A 25,413-nucleotide genomic window follows, 5' to 3' on the forward strand; every position below is an offset into this window, starting at 1 on the left:
TCATATGCAAGACGTTCAACTGAAACATGAAGATTTAGGGTTAACGAATGAAGAAGTCCTTGCTATGTTCGAAACGATGTTAATGGCAAGAAGATTAGATGAGCGCATGTGGTTATTAAACCGTTCAGGTAAAATTCCATTTGTAATTTCTTGTCAGGGACAGGAGGCTGCACAAGTTGGAGCAGCATTTGCGCTAGATAAAAATAAAGATTATATTGCACCGTATTATCGAGATATGGGTGTAGTTTTACATTTTGGTATGACGCCAAAAGAGCTGATGTTATCAGCATTTGCAAAGGCTGAAGATCCAAACTCTGGCGGCCGTCAAATGCCCGGGCATTTTGGGCAAAAGAAAAACCGCATTTTGACTGGTTCTTCACCCGTAACAACACAAGTACCGCATGCTGTTGGGGTGGCGCTTGCGGGGCGCTTGCAAAAGGAGGATTTCATCGCCTTTGTTACGTTAGGAGAAGGTTCTTCCAACCAAGGTGATTTCCATGAAGGGGCAAATTTTGCCGGTGTGCATAAACTACCAGTCATTATAATGGTAGAAAACAATCAATATGCTATTTCAGTACCAGTGGAACGTCAGTTAGGTTGTGCAAAAGTATCCGATCGTGGTATTGGCTATGGCATGCCAGGCGTAACAGTAGACGGCAAATGTCCACTGCAAGTTTATAAGGTTGTCAAAGAGGCGGCAGAACGCGCTCGTAGCGGTGAAGGGCCAAGTTTAATAGAAACGGTGACATTCCGTTTAACTGCACACTCTTCGGATGATGATGATCGTCAATACCGTACAGCAGAAGATATCGCGGAAGGCAAAGCGAAGGATCCGATTGTATTGTTTGAGAAGTATTTACAAGATGCTGGCATTATGACGGAATCTCTTCGTACTGAAATAGAAGAGCGTGTGATGGCCGAAGTAAATGAAGCGACGGACTATGCAGAGGCAGCTCCTTACGCTAAACCAGAGGAAGCCTTGAAGTACGTATATGCACCAGTGGACGGAGGTGACGTGTAATGGCAGTAATGTCTTATATTGATGCGATTACATTAGCGATGAAGGAAGAAATGGAACGAGATGAACGAGTTTTCATTTTAGGAGAGGACGTTGGTCGTAAAGGTGGCGTTTTCAAAGCAACTACGGGTCTTTATGAGCAGTTTGGGGAGTATCGTGTGTTAGATACACCGCTTGCGGAAAGTGCGATTGCAGGAGTTGGTATTGGCGCGGCAATGTACGGCATGCGTCCAATTGCTGAAATGCAGTTTGCAGACTTTATAATGCCTGCTGTGAACCAAATTGTATCGGAAGCTGCGAAAATCCGTTATCGCTCCAATAATGACTGGACTTGTCCTATAGTAGTCCGTGCTCCTTTTGGTGGTGGGATTCACGGAGCGCTTTATCATTCACAATCGGTAGAAGCACTTTTTGCTGGAACACCCGGTTTGAAAATTGTTATTCCTTCCACTCCGTATGATGCGAAAGGCTTGTTAAAGGCAGCAATTCGTGATGAAGACCCGGTATTATTCTTTGAACATAAGCGTGCGTATCGCCTAATCAAAGGGGAAGTCCCATTAGACGATTATACATTACCAATCGGCAAGGCAGATGTGAAGCGAGAAGGGGAAGACGTTACGGTCATTACGTATGGTCTAGCCGTTCATTTCGCTTTACAGGCAGCCGAGCGTTTAGCGGCAGATGGCATCTCTGTCCATATTTTAGATTTACGTACAGTGTATCCGTTAGATAAAGAAGCTATTATTGAAGCGGCAAGTAAAACAGGAAAAGTATTGCTTGTAACAGAAGATAACAAGGAAGGCAGTATTATAAGTGAGGTTGCGGCCATTATCGCAGAACATTGCTTATTTGACCTTGATGCGCCTATTCAACGTTTAGCTGGACCAGATGTACCTGCAATGCCATATGCGCCTACAATGGAAAAGTTTTTCATGATAAATCCTGAAAAAGTAGAGCGGGCATTGAGAGATTTAGCTGCATTCTAAAAATCTCCTCAGGAGATGCATATCTAATTAGTAGTCTCTTTTGAGTAGGCTTAAAGGCTTGCGAAAAAAAGTTGAAGCTTCTCAAAATAGTTATCTCGAATTTTGCAATGGCATGCCGTACATGGACAATTCAAAATTCGGGTTGACTAGATGGGGGCGTAATTGATGGGAGGAAAAGATAATGGCGATTCAAAGCATTACGATGCCACAGCTCGGTGAAAGCGTAACAGAAGGTACAATCGAAAAATGGCTCGTACAACCAGGTGATACAGTAAAAAAATATGATCCATTAGCAGAAGTTGTGACGGATAAAGTAAATGCAGAAATCCCATCTTCTTTTGAAGGGGTCATTACAGAACTACTTGCAGAAGAAGGGCAAACGTTACCAGTTGGAGCAGTGGTTTGTTCCATTGAAATCGCAGGTGACGGTGAAGTGCCAGCGTCTCCACCAGTGAAAAAGTCAACAGTAAGTGCTGCAATATTAAATGCAGGGATTCAGAAAAAACAAGAGTCTCCGAAGGAAGTTACTGCACCTATTGCATCAGCAAATTCAGTGAGACAGCAAAAAAACCGCTATTCGCCTGCTGTACTTAGACTGGCGCAAGAACATGATATTCCACTTGAGCAAGTTGTTGGTACAGGAGAGGGTGGCCGTATTACACGAAAAGATCTACAACAACTCATTGACGCAGGAAATATACCAACGCCAAAAGATGTAACACCTTCTGAGCCAGTTGCAGTTGCAACAACGGCTAGTAGCCAACCTGTTGCCGCTGTCGAAACACCAACAAAACCAATCGCATCCTCGCCAGTGTTGCAAACAGGCGACATTGAAATTCCGGTAACGAATGTGCGCCGTGCCATTGCGAATAATATGGTACGTAGTGCTCAAGAAGTCCCGCATGCTTGGATGATGATGGAAGTTGATGTAACGGATTTAGTGGCTTATCGGGATAGTATAAAGATGGACTTTAAGCAAAAGGAAGGTTTTAATATTACCTACTTTGCGTTCTTTGTAAAGGCCGTTGCACAAGCTTTAAAAGAGTTCCCAATGATGAACTCTATGTGGGCGGGTGATAAAATTATCCAAAAACATGACATAAATATTTCCATTGCGGTAGCAACAGACGATGCACTTTTTGTCCCTGTTATAAAACACGCTGATGAAAAGTCCATTAAAGGGATTGCTAAAGAAATTCACGAGCTTGCCCAAAAAGTACGCTCAGGAAAACTGACAATGGACAATATGCAAGGTGGTACTTTTACAGTTAATAATACGGGTGCTTTCGGTTCTGTGCAGTCGATGGGTATTATTAATTATCCGCAAGCTGCCATCTTACAAGTGGAAAGTATTGTAAAAAAACCAGTTGTTTTACCTGGTGGAATGTTTGCAGCACGCGATATCGTAAATTTATGTTTATCTTTAGATCATCGTGTATTAGATGGATTAGTTTGTGGTAAATTCCTAAATAGAGTAAAAGAAATACTCGAAAATACAAATAAATCTTCGACGTCAGTCTACTGATGACTTGTCGGAAACCTGTTGTATAACGGTTTCCGATTTTTTTTTGCTTTTCGAGTCGCAATTTGTCATGTAGAATAACAAATAGAAACTACTAAGGGGGGAAGCTGATTAAGCGTCCGCATGTCAAACAACATGAAAAATATTGAATTTGAAAAGCCGTCCTATTCAGAATGGCAAGATGCAGCAATCAAAGCTTTAAAAGGGAAACCATTCGAGTCTCTTTTAACGAAAACAAGTGAGGGTGTTACTTTAGAACCACTTTATACACAAGAAAGTTTAGTAGCAAAACTTGGAGATGAACTAGATAAACAAGTTGCCACAATCCGTTCCCTGCAAAATAGTCAAGTATTTCGTGTGGCACAGCAAGTTTATGCAGAAACAAGTGAAGCATTTTTCGCTCAACTTGATGATAGTTTAGCTCGTGGTAATGAGATTGTGACAATTGATAGCCGTGTAAACTTTGAATGGTCTGAAGAAATATTGGCACAACTAGCTCCTTATTTCTCTGAATATTCGTTTAAAATAACGGTGAAAGACGAGAATGATCCATTGTTAGCAGTATTTGACAACATCACAAATGAACAGCGTGAAACTGTGAATGGGTATATTGTAGCTAAAAACCCTATCAAGCTTGAAGGATTGCCAAATGTACGAACAATTAGTGCAAACACAGTAACTTACCATAATGAAGGCGCTAATGCCGTACAAGAATTAGCGTATGCACTTGCTATTGCAGCAAAATATGCAGAGCAAGAAGAAAACTTTGAAGCTTTTGCACAAAAATTTTATGTTTCATTTGCGATTGATACACAATTCTTCACAGAAATTGCGAAGTTACGTGCATTTAAAGTACTTTGGAAAGCGTTCTCATCCGCTTATGGTGTGGAAGAGAATGTGAAAATTCCAACGCTTGCGGAAACTTCTCTACGAAGCTTCTCGAAATTGGATGTTTACGTAAATTTACTACGTGCAGCAAATGAAGCGCTTTCTGGATTAATTGGCGGTGCGGATGTATTTACAGTTCACCCACATGATGCATTAACGAAGCCTACAGAACAATCCGTTCGTATTGCTCGAAATGTATCTTTAGTGTTAAAAGAAGAAACAAATGTTTTAAAAATAACAGATCCTGCCGGTGGTTCATACTTCATTGAATCATTAACAGCGGACTTCGTAAAAGAAGCTTGGGCATTATTCTTAGAAATTGAAGCTGCTGGTGGAATGGACGCGTATGCGGCATCCGGTAAATTGGCAGAAGCATTAGAAGTATCTTACCAAGCGCGAATTAAAGCGGCACAAACACGCAAACAATCGGTTATCGGTACGAATATTTATGCAAATCCAGCAGATGTACTTGAAAGTGAAACGAACCCATTATTTGCAGATGTGAAGCGTATTTCGATTCCGTTTGAGCAACTGCGAGCACAAATGACTGCTGCCAATGTGAAAACAGGAATTCTAGCATTAGGTTCACTAAAAAGTTCAAAACCTCGTGCAGACTTTGTATCTGGTTTCTTAAACACTGTTGGTCTAGTACCAGAAAAAAGCGAACCAGTAGCAACAGTTGAGGAAGCGCTCTCTTGGCTAAATACAACAGAAGCAAAATATGTTGTTATTGCAGGCAATGACGATACTACAAAAGAATTAGTACCAGCGATTTTAGCTAAAAAACCAGCAAACGTCATTGTAGACGTTGCAGGTAAATTTAAAGACGAAGAAGAAGCTTGGTTAGCAAATGGCTTAAACGGCTTTATTTTCGCAGGACAGAACATCATTGAAAAATTAAATTCAGTGTTCGCTAGCATGAAGGAGGTCCAACGATGAGCAAGCCTAATTTTAGTGCAATTGAAATCGAAAAAGTATTATCAACTGAAGCTCCTGCGGCGTCAGATGAAAAATTCATGACAAATGAAGGTATTGAAATTAAAGATATTTATACAAAAGATGACATTAAAGATGTGAAACATTTACATGATGTAGCTGGTATAGCACCGAATACACGTGGACCATACCCTACTATGTATGTTGCACGTCCTTGGACAGTTCGTCAGTATGCAGGTTTCTCTACTGCTGAAGAATCAAATGCCTTTTATAAACGTAACCTTGCAATGGGTCAAAAAGGGCTTTCAGTTGCCTTTGACTTAGCAACGCACCGTGGTTATGATTCAGACCACCCACGCGTTACAGGTGATGTTGGTAAAGCTGGGGTTGCTATTGACTCTGTCGAAGATATGAAAATTTTATTTGATCAAATTCCGTTAGACCAAATGTCTGTATCTATGACGATGAATGGTGCAGTACTGCCAGTACTTGCCTTCTACATCGTTGCTGCTGAAGAGCAAGGGGTAACACCAGACCAGCTAGCTGGAACAATTCAAAATGATATTTTAAAAGAATACATGGTCCGTAACACATATATTTATCCACCTGCAATGTCGATGAAAATTATTGCGGACATCTTTGAATATACTGCGAAATTCATGCCGAAATTTAACTCTATTTCTATTTCGGGCTACCATATTCAAGAAGCAGGTGCTACAAATGATATTGAACTTGCCTACACGCTAGCCGACGGACTTGAGTATGTTCGTACAGGGTTAAAAGCGGGTATTGATATCGATGCCTTTGCACCACGTTTATCATTCTTCTGGGCGATTGGTATGAACTATTACATGGAAGTGGCAAAAATGCGTGCGGCACGCCGTATTTGGGCGCAAATGATGTCTACGTTCAATCCAAAAAATCCAAAGACATTAGCATTACGTACACACTCACAAACTTCTGGATGGTCTTTAACAGAGCAAGATCCATTCAATAACGTGACGCGTACATTAATCGAAGCCAATGCTTCTTCAATGGGGCATACGCAATCTCTTCATACGAACGCACTTGACGAAGCAATTGCTTTACCAACAGATTTCTCTGCACGTATTGCACGTAATACGCAGTTATTCTTACAAGAAGAAACAGCCATGACAAAAGTGATTGATCCATGGGGTGGTTCATATTATGTTGAAAAACTAACAGATGAAATCACTGAATCTGCTTGGGCGTTAATCGAAGAAATTGAAGAACTTGGTGGTATGGCAAAAGCGATTGAAACAGGTCTTCCAAAGATGAAGGTTGAAGAAGCTGCGGCGAAACGTCAGGCGAAAATTGACTCGAAATCAGAAACAATCGTTGGTGTGAACAAATATCGTCTGGACAAAGAAGAGCCAATCGACATTCTTGATATCGACAATACACTAGTACGTCAAAAGCAAATTGAGCGTTTAGATGCTATGAAAGCAGCTCGTGATGAGGCAGAAGTACAAAAACATCTTGCACGCTTAACGAAAGCAGCACAAGATGGTGAGGAAAACCTACTTGCAGTAGCGGTAGATGCAGCGCGTGCTCGTGCATCACTGGGAGAAATTTCTGATGCAATCGAAGTTGTATCTGGTCGTCATAAAGCCATCATCCGTTCCATTTCAGGCGTATATTCTGCTAACTTCTCTGACGAAGAACAAATTACTGAAGTGAAAAATATGACAGATGAGTTCCTTGAAAATGAAGGTCGTCGCCCACGTATTTTAGTTGCGAAAATGGGACAAGACGGACATGACCGAGGTGCAAAAGTTATTGCAACTGGCTATGCTGACTTAGGGTTTGACGTAGATATTTCACCACTATTCATGACACCTGAAGAAACTGCGCAAATGGCTGTTGAAAATGACGTACATTGTATCGGCGTATCATCATTAGCAGCAGGTCACAAAACTTTAGTACCTGCATTGGTTTCTGAACTGAAAAAACTTGGGCGTGAAGATATTATCATTATCGTTGGCGGCGTTATTCCAGCACAAGATTATGAATTCCTTTATGAAGCAGGTGCTGTGGCGATCTTTGGTCCTGGTACAGTGATACCTGTATCTGCCATTAAAATTATTGAGGAAATCTATAAACGTTTAGGTTACGAGGAAGTGTCTAAATAATGGACAAAAACAAAGGGATGCAGGAAAGTGCTCTATTTGTCATGGGTGGCGTGGAAGCATCTCACGACGGTATGCAGTATGGTGTACCGAAAAAATTCCGAAAGAAAAAGGCGGACAACCTTAATATACTGGAGCTTGCACGAGATGTACGTGCAGGCTCACGTGTACAGTTGTCAAAAGCCATTACGCTCATTGAAAGTTCTAATAGTGCCCATAAAGCACAGGCTCAGGAGTTATTACAGGAACTTTTACCGCATACAGGCAACAGTGTTCGTATAGGGATTACGGGAGTACCAGGGGCTGGTAAAAGCTCTTTCATTGAAGCTTTCGGAACGATGTTATGTGAGATGGGTAAAAAAGTAGCGGTCCTTGCAATAGACCCGAGTTCTTCATTATCAGGGGGCAGTATTTTAGGCGATAAAACGCGCATGGAAGAACTGGTGAAAAAGCCGAATGCATTCGTTCGTCCATCACCGTCTGCTGGTACCCTGGGGGGTGTCCATAAGAAGACGCGCGAAACGATGCTTGTATGTGAAGCAGCGGGCTACGATGTCATTTTAATTGAGACAGTTGGTGTTGGACAGAGTGAAACATACGTCCGCGGTATGGTCGATTTCTTCCTATTGCTCGTGTTAACAGGTGCAGGAGATGAGCTTCAAGGTATGAAAAAGGGCATCATGGAATTGGCGGATGCAATTGTTGTGCATAAAGCGGATGGTGACAATGTTCGACTAGCGAAAAAAACTGTTTCCGAATACAAGCAAATATTGCATTTCCTTCAACCTGCAACACCAGGTTGGATGTCTACTGCCATGCCAGTTAGTTCGTGGGAGAAAAAGGGACTCGATAAAGTGTGGGATACAATCGGTGAATTTAGGCAAACGGTAGAAGCAAATAACTATTGGTCTATCCGACGTCAAAATCAAACGAGAGATTGGTTCCAATCTATGATTACGGATCATTTAATTGATGCATTTTACGGAGACCCAAATCGCAAGGAACAAGTGCAGTTACTAGAGCGCCAAATCCTCAATGGGCAATTAACAGTAACGCAAGGTGTAGATCGTTTATTTAGCGATGAGCAATCACAGAAATAATGTACGCTTTTATATGAGCATGTAGGTGCACAAAAGCATCACTTACTGCTATGATAGGAGATGTATGAGCGCTTTCAACCTAAAGTTATGCAAAGCAAATGAAGACAGCGCGAAATTGAAAGGAGCTATCGCTTTATGAATATGGATTACGATTTATTTATGCAAGAAATTTTAAAAACAGCACGTGCAGAAATTGAGGCTGCAGGATACGAGCAATTACGCACGCCTGAAGCTGTTGAAGAGGCGTTTGCTCGTCCAGGTACAACATTGGTTATGGTTAATTCAGTATGTGGCTGTGCAGGGGGCATTGCTCGTCCAGCAGCAGCACAATGTGTGCATTACGATAAAAGACCAGATCATTTAGTTACTGTCTTTGCAGGTCAAGATAAAGAAGCGACAGCAGCTGCTCGTTATCACTTCGGTGAAGACCACTTACCATCTTCTCCATCATTTGTTCTTTTAAAAGATGGACAAGTCGTAGCAGAAGTAGGTCGCTATGAAATCGAAGGCCATGATCCAATGTCAGTAGTGACAAACTTACAAGCAAATTTTGAAGAATATTGTGAAGAGCTATAAAGTTTATTAACACCTACATGGTGCGCTCAACATAAGTTTAGCTTTTATTGATTTGACTAAAGTGACTAGTACACTTTAGTCAAATCCTTTTGGAATTTTTGTAATATTGGCTAAATATATGTGCAACACAATAAAAGTTTAAATAGATAAGATGAGCTTCTAATGAATAACTATTCGTTATGAATGCTGCAGGATGGGAGGCAGTCGACTTGAAGAAATTTTCAATCGGCTATCGTACATTAAAAACAGCAGTCGGAGCAGCAATCGCCATTGCGATTGCGCAGTATTTTGAATTGGCTTCATATGCTTCAGCCGGTATTCTAACGATTCTATGTGTGCAGCCAACAAAGAAAAAATCCCTTCATGCTGCTTATACTCGCTTTGTCGCAAGCATTATTGGAATGCTGTATGCATTTTTGAGCTTTGAGCTATTTTCTTATCACCCGTTAACATTAGCAGGAATGCTTGTATTGTTTATACCGACGATTGTTTCGTTAAAGGTAGCAGATGGCTTTGTATCAAGTGCGGTGATTATTATGCATATTTACGCAGCTAAGGGCTTTTCGTATGATTTGGTAACGAATGAGTTAGCCTTAATGGCTATTGGTTATGGTACGGGAATCGCCATTAATATGTATATGCCAGACATTCAAAAGGAATTAAATTACTATAGAGTTAAAATAGAGGAACTGTACAGTAAGATTTTTTTAGAAATTGCCAGCTATTTAAGACAGGGTGATACGTTATGGGATGGACAAGAACTGATTCAAGCAGTCAAAACGTTGAATGATGCAAAATCATTAGCCTTTAAAGATGTAGAAAATCATTTTACTCGTAGACAAAATGACTATTATGTCTATTTCGATATGCGTGAGCAACAGCTTGAAATTATTGAACGTGTTCTCCCGAAAATAACGGCATTACCTGTTATAGTACAAGAGGCGGAAATTGTGGCAGACTTTGTCCAAGACCTTGGGGAGCATGTCCATTCTGGAAATACGGCAGGTCGTTATAGGGAAAAATTAGAGTTAGCGAAAAGAGATTTTGCGAAACTACCTTTACCTACAAACCATCAAGAGTTTATTGCGCAAGCAGCGCTTTATCAATTCATTGAAGAAATGGATCGGTATTTAGAAATAAAGCAATCATTTAAGGGTTTAAAGGTAGAAAGAAAGCGCCCACAGTAGCGTGGACGCTTTGCATTTTCTTAAACTAGCATTGATAAACCGAATGCAAGAGATGAGATGACCATGATGGCAATCATGGCATAAACAACGACTTTTTGAAATTTTTTATTACTCATATGCTCGTTCGCTCCTTCTTTTCTTATAAATAGTTTAGCAAATCTGAAAAATTTCTCAAGTAGTAGAGTTTTGACAAAAAAATCTGTAAAATAGGTTATGTACCATAACAGAAGGAGATGTCACCATGGAGAGAGTAGACCATATTGGGATTGCAGTGCGCGATCTAGATGAACGCATTACATATTATACAGAAACTTTAGGTTTAAAGTTGCTGAAAGTGGAAGAGGTTGAATCTCAACAGGTTCGTGTTGCTTTTATTGACGCTGGCAATGTGAAAATTGAGTTACTTGAACCGATGAGCGACAAAAGCGCTATTCACGGATTCATCGAAAAACGTGGCGAAGGCATTCACCATGTTGCATTCGGTGTAACAGGAATTCGTGAACGCATGGCAGAACTTCGTGAAAAAGGCGTGCGTCTTTTGTCGGAAGAGCCAGGACCAGGTGCAGGTGGCGCAGAGGTTGCTTTCATGCATCCTAAATCATCTTTCGGTGTGTTATATGAATTATGCGATAAAAGTGGAAAAGGGGAAAAGTGATTAGTATGGATATGTTCGACAAAATTAATGACTTATATGATCGTAAGACGGTAATTGAGCTTGGCGGTGGCTATGAACGCATCGAAAAGCAACATGATAAAGGTAAATTAACAGCTCGTGAGCGTATTGAATTATTACTAGACGAAGGTACGTTTTTCGAGATTAACCCATTCATTACACACCGTACAGTAGACTTCGGTATGGACAAAATGGAAGGCCCTGGCGATGGTGTAGTAACAGGCTTTGGTAAAATTAACGGACGTCCAGTTTACTTATTCTCTCAAGATTTCACTGTTTTTGGTGGAGCGCTTGGTGAAATGCACGCTAAAAAAATGGCGACAGTAATGGATCTAGCAGCTAAAAACGGCACACCGTTTATCGGTATTAACGATTCAGGTGGCGCGCGTATTCAAGAGGGTGTTCTTTCTCTTGATGGTTACGGACACATCTTCTACCGTAATGCGATTTACTCTGGAGTAATTCCACAAATCTCTGTTATTATGGGACCTTGTGCGGGTGGAGCTGTTTATTCTCCAGCTATCACAGACTTTATCTTAATGGTTGATAAAACATCTCAAATGTTTATTACTGGACCAAAAGTAATTGAAACAGTAACAGGCGAAAAAATCTCTGCTGAAGACCTAGGTGGTTCAAAAGTAAACAATGCAGTAAGTGGTAACGCTCACTTCCGTGCACCATCTGAAGAAGCGGCAATCAATCAAATTAAACAATTATTAAGCTATTTACCACAAAATAATAAAGAAAAAGCACCGCGTCAACCACGACCAGAAGGTGACGATTACCGTCCAGAAATCGTGGATACTGTGCCAATCGAAACAACGCGTCCATATGATGTGCGTAAAGTTGTAGAACAAGTAGTGGACGAAGGTTCATTCATGGAAGTTCACTCAGAATTTGCGAAAAATGTCGTAGTTGGTTTTGCACGTATTGCTGGTGAATCTGTAGGTCTTGTATGTAACCAACCAAAAGTATTAGCTGGTGGTCTTGATATCGATTCTTCAGATAAGGCAGCTCGTTTCATTCGTACTTGTGACGCTTATAACGTGCCAATTATCACATTTGAAGACGTTTCTGGTTTCTTCCCAGGCGTAAAACAAGAGCATGGTGGTATTATCCGTCATGGTGCGAAAATCCTTTATGCATACTCTGAAGCAACTGTACCAAAAATTACAGTTATTCTACGTAAAGCATATGGTGGTGCGTACGTTGCACTTAACTCTAAATCAATCGGTGCTGACTTAGTATTCTCTTGGCCAAACGCTGAAATCGCAGTAATGGGTGCAGCAGGGGCAGCAAATATTATCTTTGCACGTGAAATTGCGAAGTCTGAAGATCCAGAAGCAACTCGTGCAGCAAAAATTGAAGAGTACAAAGAGAAATTCGCAAATCCTTATGTTGCGGCATCTCGTGGTATGGTAGACGATGTTATTGATCCTCGTGATACGCGTATCAAACTTATTCAAGCTCTAGATATGTTGTCAAACAAGCACGAAACGCGTCCAGAGAAAAAACACGGAAACATTCCACTATAAGTTGGAAAAACCCAGTAGCCAGTTGGCTGCTGGGTTTTTTAAATGGAACGACTAAAAAATATATTCAAAAAATGACAGATAATTGAAACATTATGGCGACTCACCCGTACAAATAGGTAAGGGAGTTGAGATGAATGGAGTGGCAACAATTACAGTCTGAGCAGGAAAAACTTCATGCCCAGCTAAGAAATGTTAATAGATTAAGTGAAAAAAAGCTTTTAATTGAAGGACAAATCGAGCATGCAAGGCAGGAAATTTCCAAACATTCTATAGAACTCAATCAAATTCGAATCAAACTTGATAAGCTCGAAGGTTTTTCATTTATGAATATGATTCGAACTTGGACAGGGCAGCAAGATGAGCTAAGAGCGGAGAAAGTCGATAAAGCAGCAATTTTGGAATTGAAAAGCAATGAAGCCAAAAAAATGCTACATGATTTAACAATCGACCTGGAGCAAGTGAATCACATGCTCAACCAATCGAATGAAAAACCATTGCAACAAGCGCTAAGTCGTTTGCAAGAAAAAAAGCAAAGCTATCTTCAACTACACGAGCCTGAATATGCGCACAAATTGGAACAGCTTGCGAATGAAGAAGTGATGACGAAGCAGCTAATTCTTGAGATAACGGAAGCAGAAGAGGCAGGGGATATTGCGCTAACTAAATTAGGTCAGGCAGCAGCGTCACTGCATTCAGCGGGTGGATTTTCTACATGGGATACGTTTTTTGGAGGTGGCATTATTGCCACACATTTAAAGCATGATGCGCTTGATAAAACCGAAAGCTATCTTCACAATGCTCAAATTGCCTTGCAACGTTTTCATAATGAATTGCTTGATGTCCAAGATTTGTCTACCCAGTCATTACATGTGGAGGCAGACGGTTTTGTAAAATTTGCGGATTATTTCTTTGATGATATTTTTTCTGCTTGGTCAGTCCATTCAAAAATATCAACAGCAAGAGAGCAAGTATCCCGTGTACAAGATGACGTACATAATACGATTAGACGTTTACAGGAAAAACATCATAAAGCAGTAGTTCATTTAGAAGAATTACAGAAAGAAAAAAAGGCGATTTTACAAATTTAACAACGAAGCCGAGTCAAAAGCGAAAAAGTGTTAGATTGCTTGTGAGCAATCTAACACTTTTTTGCTATAAACGCTAGGGCGCTTGCTAAAGGGTTACCAACGATTCATGGATTTCTACGGAATGAAAAGACAAAATAAAGAAGTTACTACTAGCGTATTATTCCAACTCTTCAGTCATTGTGCTAAACTAATACTTATATTATGACGTGGAAAACACGTAAATCAAGGGAGTCTTACAACATGACAAGTCGTTTAGTAGAAGAGTTTTTTGAGCTCGTACAAATCGATTCAGAAACAAAACATGAACAACTAATTGCGCCGGTATTAATCGACAAATTAACAGCACTTGGTTTTACAGTAGTGCAAGATGATGCACATACTCGAAATGGTCATGGAGCTGGCAATATTATTGCGACATTAAAAGGTTCATTAGACATTGAGCCAATCTATTTTACTTCTCATATGGATACAGTTGTACCAGGAAAGGGCATTAAACCTTCTCTACGTGAAGATGGTTATATCGTTTCTGATGGCACAACGATTTTAGGCGCAGACGATAAAGCGGGTCTAGCAGCGATGTTTGAAATGGTAAAACGCTTAAAAGAACAGCAAATCGAACATGGTGATATCGAGTTCATCATTACAGCAGGAGAAGAAAGCGGACTTGTGGGGGCGAAAGAATTGGACCCTTCAATTATTCGTGCAAAATACGGCTTTGCGGTAGATAGTGATGGCAAAGTAGGTGGAATCGTGACAGCAGCGCCATTCCAAGCGAAAATTTTTGCTAAAATCATCGGCAAAACAGCGCATGCAGGCGTTGCTCCTGAAAAAGGTGTGTCAGCGATTACAGTTGCGTCAAAATGTATTGCACAAATGAAGCTTGGGCGTTTGGACGAAGAAACAACAGCTAATATTGGTCGCTTTGAAGGTGGTCAAGCAACGAATATAGTGTGCGATGAAGTAACGATTTTAGCAGAAGCACGCTCTATTGATAAGACAAAACTTGATGCCCAAACTCAACATATGCAAGATACGTTCGAACAAGTTGCCGCTGCAATGGGTGCACGTGCAGAGATAGAAGTGAAACTAATGTATCCTGGTTTCCGTGTTACAGAGTCAGACAAAGTCGTTCAAGTAGCAATGGCAGCAGCCCGCAACATTGACCGCTCGCCACAACTAGGTATATCTGGTGGCGGATCAGATGCCAATATTATTGCAGGCTTTGGTATCCCTACTGTGAACTTGTCAGTAGGCTATGAAGATATTCATACAACAAATGAAAAGATTCCTGTAGAAGAATTAGAAAAACTAGCAGATTTACTTGTGGAAATTGTGAAAGAGTCAGCTAAACACGAGCGCTAAAAAGAAGGAAGTGACCTAATGGAAAGTGTAAAGGCAGTAGTTTTCGCTTGTGGTACAGAAGAATATGCAGTACCGGTGGAGCAAGCAATCTCAATTGAAAAATTAGAGCAAATAACGCCCATTCCACATTTACCAAATTATTTATTAGGTTTTACAAGAAATCGAGGAGAGCTAATTCCTGTATTGGATTTTGAACGTATTCTCTATAATCGTTCGTCAAATGCGGCTACAGCACGTATTATTGTCCTCAATACGGATGTCGTGAACTATGGCTTGCTCGTAACAGAGGCACGTGAAATTCTTGATTTAGAGGAGTCCATTTTAAAGCAAATGGGGCTTGTTAATTATTCCAAAACACGTTACTTTACGGCAGTGGCCAATTTAGAAAACCGTATGATTACGTATGTAGACCCTAAAATTCTTGTAAATTCTTTAGATGGCATTCGAGAAATTATCAATTATTTGCACAAAATGCTGGAAAATGAAAAAGAAAACGTAGAAGCATAAGTTTTGATAAACAAAAGGAATAACATGAAAACCCCCTCCAATGTTGGAGGGGGTTTTCATTTGGATTAAGAAAGTCGACCGCTATAGTCTTCAAACTTAAATTCACGAATGACTTTAATACCTTCTTCATCGTTATATGAAACGATAGATGGTAGGTTGACACCGTTAAACATATGGTTTTTAACCATCGAGTAGTGGGCCATATCTGTAAAGACAAGACGATCGCCTGGTTTTAGAGGTTCTTCAAATGAGTAATCACCGATAACATCACCTGCAAGGCATGTAAGTCCACCAAGGCGATATGTGTATGCTAGCTCATTTGCTTGACCTGACCCGATAATCATCGGACGGTAAGGCATTTCAAGTACGTCTGGCATATGACAAGTTGCCGATGTATCTAAAATAGCTAAGTCCATGCCATTTTTCTGAATATCAAGAACCGTTGCAACTAAGTAGCCTGTATTCAGTGCTACTGCTTCACCAGGCTCTAAATACACAAGGAGATTGTACTTATCTTGAATATAATTAATGATATTCACTAGTTTTTCTACATCATAATCTTCACGTGTGATATGGTGACCACCGCCAAAGTTTAGCCATTTCATTTGGTGTAAAACATCACCAAATTTTTCTTCGACTTTTTCAATTATACGCTCTAATGTATCAGAGTTTTGCTCACACATTGCGTGGAAGTGTAAGCCATCAATACCGTCAAGCTGAGATTTGTCGAAGTTAGCTAATGTTGTACCAAGACGAGAGTTCGTATAGCAAGGATCATATAGTGCTGTTTCTATTTCAGAGTACTCAGGATTAACACGAATACCACATTCAATTGTTTTGCCAGCAGCTTTTACTTTATCCTTGTACTGTGCCCATTGGTTGAAAGAGTTAAAGACGATGTGATCAACATAGCCAAGAAGCTCGTCCATTTCATGCTCTACATAAGCAGGAGCATAAACATGAACTTCTTTGCCCATTTTTTCATAGCCAAGACGGGCTTCAAAAAGTGAGCTTGATGTAATCCCAGCTAAGTATTCACCAACTAAAGGGAATGTTGAATGCATAGAAAACCCTTTTAGAGCAAGTAAAATACGGCAGCCCGTACGATCTTGTATCGACTTTAAAAGCTCAAGATTTTTTGTTAATAGTCGTTCATCCACTACATAAGAAGGTGATGGAACTTTTGTGAAATCAATTGGTTTCATCGGCTACTTTCCTTCGCTTCGATCTCTAAGTCAAGTAATTCTGGGTTATGGCTTTCTTGCCATGGTAGACCCCATTTGTTTAATGCATCCATAAATGGATCTGGATCGAATTCTTCTACGTTCCAGACACCTGGTTTTTGCCATTGACCGTTCATAACAAGCATTGCACCGATCATTGCTGGTACGCCAGTTGTGTAAGAAATCGCTTGAGAACCAACTTCGTTATAGCACGCTTCGTGGTCACATACGTTATACACGTAGTACGTTTTTTCCTTGCCATCTTTTAAACCACGGATAATACAGCCGATATTTGTTTTACCTTTTGTACGTGGTCCTAATGATGCTGGATCTGGTAATACGGCTTTCAAGAAGTGGATTGGCTGAATCATTTGCCCTTCGAATTCGATTGGTTCAATTGAAGTCATGCCTACATTCTCTAATACTTTTAAGTGTGTTAAGTATTTTTCAGAGAATGTCATCCAGAATCGAATTTGCTTTAGACCTTTAATGTTTTTAGCAATTGATTCTAATTCTTCATGGTATAACAGGTAAATATCTTTTGGCCCGATTTCTGGTAAGTTATACACTTCTTTTTTCTCAAGTGGTGCTGTTTCAATCCACTCGCCTTCTTTCCAGTAACGACCATTCGCTGTAATTTCGCGAATATTGATTTCTGGATTGAAGTTTGTTGCGAAATGATAACCGTGGTCACCAGCATTGGCATCTACGATATCGATATAGTGGATTTCGTCGAATTCATGTTTTTGAGCATGTGCTGTGAAAACGCCTGTTACACCAGGGTCAAAACCACTACCAAGTAATGCCGTTAAGCCAGCTTTTTCAAACTTCTCTTTATAAGCCCATTGCCATTTATATTCAAATTTTGCCGTTTCAGGTGGCTCGTAGTTTGCAGTATCCACATAGTGCACACCTGTCGCTAAGCAAGCATCCATAATCGTTAAGTCCTGATAAGGTAACGCTACGTTAATGACAACATCTGGTCCGAAACTTTTAATAAGTTCGATTAATTCATCTGTATTGTCAGCGTCTACCTGTGCAGTATGAATCTTTGTTTTTCCGCCGTCTAGTTTTTCTTTTAGAGCGTCACATTTTGAAACAGTTCTACTTGCGATACAAATTTCCTCAAATACGTCCGAATTTTGAACACACTTGTGTACCACAACACTGGCTACTCCGCCAGCTCCTATAATCAATGCTTTACCCAATTGTCTACCCCCAAGTTCATATAAAGTATTGTCAAACAAGCTGATTATACAGAAAATTGATTTACTACTCAATCATTGTTTTTAAATTTCTACAAAAAAATTTTTATTTCAACATTTATTAGCCGTAATTAGTGGAGGATACCCTGATAGCTGAGCACCTAACGCGTAAAAATCCACTGCGTATTCTGGCCTGCACGACATAGGTTACAAAAACGCTCATAGTTGAGTTATTGGGTTATGCTTTAGCGTAGATAGCAGAAGTCTCCATGGATTTTTACTTGGTAGTCATGCACCTTAAATTGTTTAAAAATTGTTTGAGTGACTGGCACTCAAAGGTGGGGTTCTGCATCGCCCCATAAATAAAAAATAATGATTAACAGCGTACTTAATAATCCCATCACGAGGCCATAGGTGCTGAAGGCCACTTGCACTTGACTTTGCACAGCATAAATAAAAATGGCTCCAAGTGTTAATAAATTGCCCATAATAAGTAATAACAGATGAAAACGTTTATTCATAGCAAGCCCCTCCTAAAATAAAATTTACTTGCCCCAAAGATGAAAATATTTTACTTCAATTATCTCATAATTCAGAAAAATATCCAAATAATAACTATTATTATGTGAAAAAGTTTGAAAGATGGAGGGATTTATCTAAATTTCGTATGGAAATAATGGTTATTTTTCTATGAATGATGAATGGTGCTTTTTGAAGCTGACGTTGCAATGCGCTTGAAACCGATTATTCTTCATGGTGTTGCAAGTAGGCTGACATTATTTATATTAAAAAAACAGCATAAGAATGCATTGGTTTTATGATTATTGCTGTTTTTCGCTCTAAAGATGGTAAACTACCAATAAGAAAGCTCTTTGGTGAAGGTGAGGATTTTATCGTGATCAATCAATTTAATGAACAAGTACAACAAATAAATGAATTATTTGTCAGTGGACAAGTGAAAGAAAGCTATAGCTTGGCGAAGGCATTATTAAAGAACGAATCATTTGAAGCAGATGATTCTTATCCTATTATTCAACAGCATGTGGCACTTTTAGAGGCTAATGGCTATGCTACTATGCCAGTCCACACTGCAGATAATGTGAAGCAAAGTGTCGAACGTGCGGATGGATCGTATCCAGAGCGTGATGTCCTTAGTGCCTATATTGGCAGTCAGGACGATGAGCAATTTGGTCGAGTGGTAGATGAATTATTAGCGGGGTCTATCGAAGCGCAAGCAAATGCTTACTATACAATGGCTGAATATTTTGTACTCGCAAAAGAGCCTGATAAAGCAATGGTACAATATGCGGAAGCAATTAAATTACAACCGAATATAGCACTGTATTGGGGAGCATTTGCGCAATTTATTAATCATATGGAAGAGAGCCCGTATTTGGCACTTCGTCTCATTGAAGAGGCGATTCAGCTAGATGGCATGAATGCTCGTTGGTATTATATTCAAGGGAATATCTTTTTCCAGTTAGTTGCAGCTACCAAAAATTTAAGTTACTTACCGGCACTAGAGGAAGCTTGGTCGAAAGCCAAAAAACGCTGCTTTGCTAAGCAAGTGGCGTTAAAGGTGGACATCGCTAAGTCAGAGGATTTACTAACACAGTGGAAGAAACAAATGCTATAAGGACGAGCTTTTTAATCATAGTATTCCACGGGCGTTTATGCAGGCTTTACTTGTATATTTATGAATTGTTTGAGTGACTGGCACTTAGTAAATATGCTTAACGACGGGCGTTTCAGTAGATGTTTACTTGTATATTTATAAATTTTTTGAGTGGCAGGCACTACATTTCTGTATTTTTATGCTAGAATAGGATTATAAACGGACGTAAGAAGCTTATTTTATTGCATGAAAGAAGTGTTTGTTTGAGTTTATATGTTGCGTATGTATTAGTAGGGCTTGCTATAGCAATGCCTGTAGGTGCCATCACGGTCGAAATGACCAAGCAGGGGCTAAAAAATGGCTTTATGCATGGCTGGGCAGTAGGGCTTGGCGGTATGACGGTTGATGTAGTATTAGTTTTTGCTCTGTATATGGGGCTTGCTTCTATATTAGCTATGCCGCTAATTCAGCTGCCTATGTGGATTATTGGCGCCGGCTTCTTGTTTTTACTTGGGTTAGATTCTATCAAAAATGCCGATCAAGACATTACGCTAGCGGGTGAAAAGGTAACAAAATCGTTTTTCACATCGTATCGCAACGGGCTTCTGGTAGCCATTTCGCCAGGAAACCTTGTTTTTTGGGTAAATGTATTCGGTGTAGTTCTAGCAAAATCGTATGACAAAGGAGAGTCAGCAAGTTTCCTAGTAATAGCTGCTGGTATACTTAGCGGTATTTTACTGCACGACATAGGTTTGATGACCATTGTTTCGGTTACACGTAAGGCGATGAGTCGAAAAATGATTAAAACCCTGACAATGATATCAGGCGTGTTATTAATTGGTTTCGCAGGTTACTTTATTTATGAATTTATTCAAGGAATTAAAATGTACAGATAATCGACAAAAGGCATTGAGAAGTAGATTCTCAATGCCTTTTTAGGTTGTCATCATCGTTATGCTGGAATTGTGCGATGTTCCTCAATGCAAGCGATTATTTCTTCCGCTACTTGATGTGCCAAAGCGAGTTCAGAAGTAAAGCCTACACAAGAACAATTCATCTCACCTAAAATATAGCAATCTTCGCCTGCCTCATTTGTATCTAGCATAAAATCGGCTGTCCAAATAAGTGGTAAATCATAATTACCTAATAAGTTGGTAACGAGTGGTAACTGTGTTAAGAAGTTTTGTACAAGTTGTTCCCAATCCTCTGGTTTATCGTAGCGATATTGCGCACCAGAGAAAAGTGTAGCACTAAAGGCATCTTCAGTATCGGCTGGTTTTTTATGTACCACGTGAACTGGTTTGTCACGCAACATAAATAAGCGGATTTCGCCTTCAGTAATACGAGGAAGGAAACGCATATCAATTAACATTCCATTTGTGCCAGTAATGTACTGCTCACAAAACGTCATAAATGCACCTAGCTCCCAATACTCTACATGATTATCTTTTGCTTCAGTACATTTAATTTTGGCATCAAGAGGTACTTCTGTTATGCCAGCAGCAAGGGGCTCGACTAATTTTACTCGCCAAATACCTTCGCCAGTTGAACCTCGATTTTGTTTTAAGACACGTTCCGTTAGTGCAAGGGAAGTAGGGAATTGTGCTTTAAATGCCTCAATCGTGTAATAAGCAAATGTATCATCTGGTACTAAATTGGTAGACACTAATTTCGATAATACATCTTTCGAACCGTAGCCAATCATTGCATCCGGATGAGGCATGCCAATCACACCTGCTGCACATAACTCTCGTAGCATTTCGAAATATTCTTCCTCATGTTCTAAATTACCAGGATTAATGCGAGATACATAGGAAACGCCATTTTCTTTTACGTAGTCAAAAATTTCGTCCTTTTTTGTTACCTCAAAAAATATTACTTCCGCATCTTGTCCACGTTGTTTAAGTGCATTGACCATCGGCATTGTATCAAGTCTGTAGCCGTCAGGTCCCTTGTCAGTGCCGCCTTGTACTTCGAAGAAAATAACTTTTTTATTCATATATAGCCTCCTTAACTTCTTGATATTTTTTAGTATACTGGACAAACAAGGAGAAAAGATATACGAAATATGTAAATTTTATATATAATTTCATGGTGAAAATGTTCTCGTATAGTAGATTTCGACTAATTATTTTTTGAATAGTCAAATTTCGGAGTTATTTACTATTAAACTGGCTTTAAATTACAATTCTAAGTTTTTCTTCTGAAACACTGTAAGATATAAAATCATGCATAGAATCAGTAATGTGCCAATCATTTGGAAGCCCCCAAATGGAATTTGCAGCCAAAGAACACTTGTGATGACGGCCATTAAAGGTTCCAAACTACCAAGTAAGCTTGTTTCTTTTGGGGATAGGTAATGCAAACTGGCAATATAAAACCAAAATGCAAGCATCGTACCAAAAATAATGATAAAGAAAAAATAAGTAGTAGTCGCAAATGTCCAGGTCGATAGCTCAATGTGCCATGGTTGATAGAATATGCTCATGGTGACACCCCCAATGAGCATCGCCCAACCGACTACAAGTAAAGAATGGAATTGTTGTAAAAGCGGCACGGCATACAATGTATAAAAAGCGACAGCCAGACCGGATAACACACCCCAAAATACACTCATAAATGGGACAGAAAACGTGGAAAATGAACCGTTTGTCAGCAATAAAATCGTACCGATTAGTGTAAGTGATACAGCAATGCCATCTTGTTTGGTGAGTTTACTGTATTTTTTAATAATATAGTAACTGATAATGAAAAGTGGCGCTAAATACTGTAATAAAGTCGCTACAGCAGAATTTCCGATTGCAATGGACATCATATATGTATATTGCACAGCAAGCATACCAAGTAGACTAAAGAGAATTTGTCTGAATGCATCTTGCTTTGTTCGCCACATAACAAAAATGGATTGGTGACGATGTGTTATTTTGTAAATGGCGATTAACAAGATACCAGCAACAAGCAGCCTGCTCGATACGAGCCAGCCAACTTCAATATGTTCTTGCTGGAATAGTTTTTGCGCAACTGTTCCGCCAATTCCCCAAAAGCTTGCACCAAGAATGACAAGCATAAAACCAAAAGCACGGTTTTTTTTATGTTGTTGATTCATTTTCTAACATCTCCTAAACTATCAATATAAAAAAATAATATATAATTTTCATTGTAAAAAATATCGTATTAACGGTTTAAACTATCAATATATTGAGGTGTTTGCATTGACATTGACGCATATTAAAGTAGCGAAGGATTTACAAGAATTAACGATACATGGTTCGAATGCATTTCCAATTGCTTTATACGAAACGACATTACAAGTAGATCGGTTGGATTTTTTGCCATTACATTGGCATAAAGAAATACAGTTCGTCTATGTCAAAAGTGGACGTGTCAACTATCGTGTAGGTGCGGACATCATACTGCTTGAGGCGGGAGAAGGGCTATTTGTCAATGCAGCATGTTTACATGAAGCAAAACCAAATGAGGTGGACCAGTCGTTGCTGTTTTGTATAAATGTTGATCCGAAATTTTTAGGCGGTCATGAAGGCAGTGTGTTGATAACTAAATATGTGCAACCATATATAGCCAATAATAGACTACCATTTGTTAAGCTTTCTGGTGAGCTAGCACAAGCTGTAGAACGTGTTGCCCAATTATTAAAAGAACGAAATGCCTTTTTTGAATTTCAGGTATGGAGGGGATTATTATCGATTTGGGAGGCTATTTTAATGCAATCGAAGCTTACTGAGGAAACGATACATGCTTCTATGATCGTGCAACATGAGCGTGCAAAAGACATGCTTGACTACATTCATCGTCATTATCAAGAAAAAATAACCCTGGAAAAATTAGCTGCACATGTGTTTATCAGCAAGGCAGAATGCAGTCGTTTTTTTAAAAAAGTAGTCGGTATGACACCATTTACCTATCTATCCCATTACCGTTTAAGGAAAAGTATGGAGTTGTTGCGTGATCGTGACAAGCCCATCACGTTTATTGCATCAGACACAGGCTTTAGTACAGTTAGTTACTATATTGAGCGTTTTAAAGCATATACGGGTTATTCACCACATGCGTATCGCAAAAAATTTTTAGTTGAACAGAGCAATACGTAGTGTTCGGAGAAAAGTGAATATTTCATGACATGCTCATACATTAAAAACTTTGCTTTCCTTGTAAATTGTTTACAAATGATACACTCTATTTTAAAATAAACTTAACATTAAAGTTAACTTAACTATTAACCTAACTTAAAGGATGATTTTGTATGGACCAACATGATGACGCATTATATAAACTCGTACAGGAAATTAACGATGCGATTTACTCGATGGATAGCCATTTTATAAAAGTCCATCAGCATTTAGTAACAGATGATTTGTCTACAAAGCAAATGATACTTATGGATTTTATCCATAAAAATAAAAGTGTAACCATTGGACAAATTGCTCACTATTTGAATATTACTTCAAGTGCTGTTGGTCAACTCGTAAGTAAACTTGAAGATCAACGATATGTAATCCGACAAATTAACCCCAAAAATCGCCGTGAAATTTTTGTCCACTTAGATATAGCGGGTAATCAGTATTTCAAGCGGGAAGAAGAAATTAAGCGCTATATTATTGCCAAGTATTACTCGAAACTTGAACGATCAGAATTAGTCCAATTGAAGGAGATTATTCAAAAATTAAATAACATTGTTTTGAAAGAAGGCATGGTAGAGGAAATAAGAAAAGAGTGATGTCATTACGTGTAGCAGTCTAATAGTTAAAGGAGAGATTCGAAATGATGGTCTTAAAAAAGAAACAAAACATCTGGATGGCGTTTTTAGTCGTTGTATTAATTAGCAACTACTCGCTTTATAATACAGGATTAGGTATGTCCATTTTACCAGCAGAAACAGCGGGCGTTGTATTTGGCTCATTACTCGACTTTATCGTCGTAATACCAGTGCTATTTATGCTGTATAAACGAAAGTTTTCTATTAAGTATGCGATTGTTTTGGCCGCAACAGGTTGTATTGCAGCACGCTTCATTATTCCAATGGATCATTTGCAACCGTATGTGGCGGTGACATGGGCTGGATTTGCAATTGAAGGGGCACTTATCGTGACCGAACTATTATTTGTTACAACGTTAGTATATTACTTACCTAAAATTATAGCAGATGTGCGGGCAAGTTCTTTACCAGATATTTTTTCTTTTCCACAAGCAGTTGAAAAACATGCTCCAAAGTATCGGATTATACAGATGCTTTGTACAGATTTACTCGTTCTTTACTACGGGTTTGCAAGTTGGAAGCGAAAAGAGCGGGCGGGATTAACGTTACATAAAAACTCTAGCTATATCGCCTTTCAGATAATGATGATTCATGCCATCGTGATAGAGACTATTGGTATCCACTGGTGGCTTCATGAGAAATCCATGCTATTATCCATCTTATTACTCATTATAAATATTTACTCTGTGTTATTTTTTATAGCTGATATGCAGGCAATTCGCTTAAATCCTATTTACGCAACCTCTGATTCATTATATTTATCTTTAGGTTTAATGAAGCGAGCGACCATTCGCTTCGATGCGATTGAAAAAGTGGAAGAAAACCCAGAACTGTTAAAAGAAAAATTATCGAAAGATACAATCGATTTTATTGCACGTGACTTTGGAGAAGCCTATCCTCACATGATATTGCAGATGAAAGAACCGGTGGAAGTAACGTTTATGTTAGGTCTGAAAAAGCGTTATAACAAAGTGGCAATCAAAGTCGATCAAGTACAGGAATTAAGAGACATATTACGCCAAGGTATGGAGGAAAATAAAGGGGAATGGTAAACAGCTAAAGAGGCTG

24 protein-coding genes are annotated in these 25,413 nt (G+C 39.4%); 18 read left to right on the forward strand and 6 right to left on the reverse strand.

Going from position 1 to position 25,413, the window contains the following annotated elements; genetic code table 11:
• The first annotated feature begins 4 nt into the window (after window positions 1-4).
• From FC748_RS03585 to FC748_RS03620, 8 genes are all read left to right on the forward strand, one after another.
• Window positions 5-1,021, forward strand: coding sequence for a thiamine pyrophosphate-dependent dehydrogenase E1 component subunit alpha (locus FC748_RS03585; RefSeq protein WP_024361157.1), 1,017 nt, complete (start codon window positions 5-7; stop codon window positions 1,019-1,021).
• Complete coding sequence (locus tag FC748_RS03590; protein WP_024361156.1) at window positions 1,021-2,004, forward strand: alpha-ketoacid dehydrogenase subunit beta; 984 nt, start codon at window positions 1,021-1,023, stop codon at window positions 2,002-2,004. Before FC748_RS03585 ends, FC748_RS03590 begins: the two co-directional genes overlap by 1 nt.
• Before the next feature lie 181 nt (window positions 2,005-2,185).
• Entirely contained in the window at window positions 2,186-3,529 is a 1,344-nt protein-coding gene (locus FC748_RS03595) for a dihydrolipoamide acetyltransferase family protein (RefSeq protein WP_108030036.1), read from the forward strand.
• Window positions 3,530-3,661: 132 nt separating this feature from the next.
• On the forward strand, window positions 3,662-5,353 hold the full coding sequence (locus FC748_RS03600; protein WP_370510646.1) for a methylmalonyl-CoA mutase family protein: 1,692 nt from the start codon (window positions 3,662-3,664) through the stop codon (window positions 5,351-5,353).
• Complete coding sequence (gene scpA, locus FC748_RS03605) at window positions 5,350-7,503, forward strand: methylmalonyl-CoA mutase (RefSeq protein ID WP_024361153.1); 2,154 nt, start codon at window positions 5,350-5,352, stop codon at window positions 7,501-7,503. Before FC748_RS03600 ends, scpA begins: the two co-directional genes overlap by 4 nt.
• Complete coding sequence (gene meaB / locus FC748_RS03610) at window positions 7,503-8,600, forward strand: methylmalonyl Co-A mutase-associated GTPase MeaB (protein WP_024361152.1); 1,098 nt, start codon at window positions 7,503-7,505, stop codon at window positions 8,598-8,600. The genes scpA and meaB overlap by 1 nt, the downstream gene beginning before the upstream one ends.
• Before the next feature lie 135 nt (window positions 8,601-8,735).
• Complete coding sequence (locus tag FC748_RS03615) at window positions 8,736-9,176, forward strand: BrxA/BrxB family bacilliredoxin (protein WP_024361151.1); 441 nt, start codon at window positions 8,736-8,738, stop codon at window positions 9,174-9,176.
• Window positions 9,177-9,355: 179 nt separating this feature from the next.
• Window positions 9,356-10,363 (forward strand): aromatic acid exporter family protein, encoded by a 1,008-nt coding sequence (locus tag FC748_RS03620; RefSeq protein WP_029747083.1) that lies wholly within the window; start codon window positions 9,356-9,358, stop codon window positions 10,361-10,363.
• Between the two features lie 20 nt (window positions 10,364-10,383).
• Here FC748_RS03620 and prli42 read toward each other — a convergent pair whose 3' ends face one another.
• Window positions 10,384-10,479, reverse strand: a complete 96-nt coding sequence (gene prli42 / locus FC748_RS21940) for a stressosome-associated protein Prli42 (RefSeq protein WP_152490651.1) — start codon at window positions 10,477-10,479, stop codon at window positions 10,384-10,386.
• Between the two features lie 125 nt (window positions 10,480-10,604).
• Between prli42 and mce the strand changes: the two genes are divergently transcribed.
• From mce to FC748_RS03645, 5 genes are all read left to right on the forward strand, one after another.
• Window positions 10,605-11,018 (forward strand): methylmalonyl-CoA epimerase, encoded by a 414-nt coding sequence (mce, locus tag FC748_RS03625; protein WP_024361149.1) that lies wholly within the window; start codon window positions 10,605-10,607, stop codon window positions 11,016-11,018.
• Window positions 11,019-11,023: 5 nt separating this feature from the next.
• Window positions 11,024-12,571, forward strand: a complete 1,548-nt coding sequence (locus tag FC748_RS03630; protein ID WP_025219913.1) for an acyl-CoA carboxylase subunit beta — start codon at window positions 11,024-11,026, stop codon at window positions 12,569-12,571.
• Between the two features lie 134 nt (window positions 12,572-12,705).
• Complete coding sequence (locus FC748_RS03635; RefSeq protein WP_108030037.1) at window positions 12,706-13,659, forward strand: hypothetical protein; 954 nt, start codon at window positions 12,706-12,708, stop codon at window positions 13,657-13,659.
• Window positions 13,660-13,899: 240 nt separating this feature from the next.
• On the forward strand, window positions 13,900-15,021 hold the full coding sequence (locus FC748_RS03640) for a M20/M25/M40 family metallo-hydrolase (protein ID WP_108030038.1): 1,122 nt from the start codon (window positions 13,900-13,902) through the stop codon (window positions 15,019-15,021).
• Window positions 15,022-15,039: 18 nt separating this feature from the next.
• On the forward strand, window positions 15,040-15,528 hold the full coding sequence (locus FC748_RS03645; protein ID WP_108030039.1) for a chemotaxis protein CheW: 489 nt from the start codon (window positions 15,040-15,042) through the stop codon (window positions 15,526-15,528).
• A 65-nt stretch (window positions 15,529-15,593) separates the two neighbouring features.
• Here FC748_RS03645 and nspC read toward each other — a convergent pair whose 3' ends face one another.
• From nspC to FC748_RS03660, 3 genes are all read right to left on the reverse strand, one after another.
• Window positions 15,594-16,733: a carboxynorspermidine decarboxylase gene (gene nspC, locus FC748_RS03650; protein WP_024361144.1), complete on the reverse strand. Its 1,140-nt coding sequence runs from the start codon at window positions 16,731-16,733 to the stop codon at window positions 15,594-15,596.
• Window positions 16,730-17,959 carry a saccharopine dehydrogenase family protein gene (locus FC748_RS03655; protein WP_024361143.1) on the reverse strand — a complete coding sequence of 410 codons (1,230 nt, stop codon included), beginning with the start codon at window positions 17,957-17,959 and terminating at the stop codon, window positions 16,730-16,732. The genes nspC and FC748_RS03655 overlap by 4 nt, the downstream gene beginning before the upstream one ends.
• 329 nt (window positions 17,960-18,288) lie before the next feature.
• Window positions 18,289-18,477, reverse strand: a complete 189-nt coding sequence (locus FC748_RS03660; protein ID WP_024361142.1) for a hypothetical protein — start codon at window positions 18,475-18,477, stop codon at window positions 18,289-18,291.
• 296 nt (window positions 18,478-18,773) lie between these two features.
• Between FC748_RS03660 and FC748_RS03665 the strand changes: the two genes are divergently transcribed.
• A complete protein-coding gene (locus tag FC748_RS03665; protein ID WP_238600152.1) occupies window positions 18,774-19,592 on the forward strand; it encodes a tetratricopeptide repeat protein in 819 nt (272 codons plus the stop codon).
• Window positions 19,593-19,834: 242 nt separating this feature from the next.
• A complete protein-coding gene (locus tag FC748_RS03670) occupies window positions 19,835-20,467 on the forward strand; it encodes a LysE family transporter (protein ID WP_024361140.1) in 633 nt (210 codons plus the stop codon).
• A gap of 56 nt (window positions 20,468-20,523) precedes the next feature.
• On the opposite strand, the gene FC748_RS03675 is transcribed toward FC748_RS03670, so the two are convergent.
• Window positions 20,524-21,570 (reverse strand): Cj0069 family protein, encoded by a 1,047-nt coding sequence (locus tag FC748_RS03675; protein ID WP_108030040.1) that lies wholly within the window; start codon window positions 21,568-21,570, stop codon window positions 20,524-20,526.
• 183 nt (window positions 21,571-21,753) lie between these two features.
• Window positions 21,754-22,677 carry a DMT family transporter gene (locus tag FC748_RS03680; protein WP_108030041.1) on the reverse strand — a complete coding sequence of 308 codons (924 nt, stop codon included), beginning with the start codon at window positions 22,675-22,677 and terminating at the stop codon, window positions 21,754-21,756.
• A gap of 112 nt (window positions 22,678-22,789) precedes the next feature.
• Between FC748_RS03680 and FC748_RS03685 the strand changes: the two genes are divergently transcribed.
• The 3 genes from FC748_RS03685 (at window position 22,790) to FC748_RS03695 (ending at window position 25,397) form a co-directional block, all read left to right on the forward strand.
• Window positions 22,790-23,680 carry an AraC family transcriptional regulator gene (locus FC748_RS03685; protein WP_238600153.1) on the forward strand — a complete coding sequence of 297 codons (891 nt, stop codon included), beginning with the start codon at window positions 22,790-22,792 and terminating at the stop codon, window positions 23,678-23,680.
• A gap of 152 nt (window positions 23,681-23,832) precedes the next feature.
• Window positions 23,833-24,306 carry a MarR family winged helix-turn-helix transcriptional regulator gene (locus tag FC748_RS03690; RefSeq protein ID WP_108030043.1) on the forward strand — a complete coding sequence of 158 codons (474 nt, stop codon included), beginning with the start codon at window positions 23,833-23,835 and terminating at the stop codon, window positions 24,304-24,306.
• Window positions 24,307-24,350: 44 nt separating this feature from the next.
• Window positions 24,351-25,397: a beta-carotene 15,15'-monooxygenase gene (locus FC748_RS03695; RefSeq protein WP_108030044.1), complete on the forward strand. Its 1,047-nt coding sequence runs from the start codon at window positions 24,351-24,353 to the stop codon at window positions 25,395-25,397.
• The last annotated feature ends 16 nt before the right edge of the window (window positions 25,398-25,413 follow it).

The sequence above is a fragment of the Lysinibacillus sphaericus genome (assembly GCF_005217585.1).
GTDB lineage: Bacteria > Bacillota > Bacilli > Bacillales_A > Planococcaceae > Lysinibacillus > Lysinibacillus sphaericus.